This is a genomic window from Actinacidiphila sp. bgisy167 (genome assembly GCF_965342175.1).
GTDB lineage: Bacteria > Actinomycetota > Actinomycetes > Streptomycetales > Streptomycetaceae > Actinacidiphila.
Window position 1 is genome coordinate 1 of record NZ_CBDRBL010000222.1, and the last position, 803, is coordinate 803.

Consider the following 803-nt stretch of genomic DNA (forward strand, 5'->3'; position numbering starts at 1 on the left):
TTGACCGGTGAGGGCGGGCTGCTGCAGCAGCTGACCAAGCGCGTGCTGGAGTCGGCTCTGGAAGGCGAGATCACCGACCATCTCGGATACGACAAGCACGACCCGGTCGGCGCCGGCAGTGGGAACTCCCGTAACGGGGTGCGGTCCAAGACGGTGCTGACCGACGTCGGCCCAGTTGAGATCGCGGTGCCGCGGGACCGCGACGGCAGCTTCGAGCCGCAGATCGTCAAGAAACGCCAGCGGCGGCTGACCGGCGTGGACGAGATGGTTCTGTCCCTGTCCGCGCGGGGACTGACGCATGGCGACATCTCCGCGCACCTGGCCGAGGTCTACGGTGCGAGCGTGTCCAAGCAGACCATCTCGACCATCACCGACAAGGTTATGGACGGGATGGCCGAGTGGCAGAACCGGCCGCTGGACCCGGTCTATCCGGTGATCTTCATCGACTGCGTGCACGTGAAGGTCCGCGACGGGCAGGTCGCCAACCGCCCGATCTACGTCGCATTGGCGGTGACCGTGGACGGCACCCGCGACATCCTTGGCCTGTGGGCCGGCGACGGCGGTGAGGGCGCCAAGTACTGGCTCCAGGTCCTCACCGAGATCAAGAACCGTGGCGTCGAGGACGTGTGCATGGTCGTCTGCGACGGGCTGAAGGGCCTGCCCGACGCGATCGGCACGGTCTGGCCGCAGGCGGTCACGCAGACCTGTGTGGTCCATTTGATCCGGGCGTCGTTCCGCTACGCGGGCCGCCAGGACTGGGACAAGATCTCCCGCGCGCTCAAGCCGATCTACACCGCGCCGAC

The 803-nt window shown here is 67.2% G+C and carries 1 protein-coding gene; it reads left to right on the forward strand.

From position 1 onward, the window contains the following. Positions 1-803: IS256 family transposase (locus ACRWND_RS30885; RefSeq protein WP_431955292.1), on the forward strand; the 803-nt coding region annotated here is incomplete at both ends.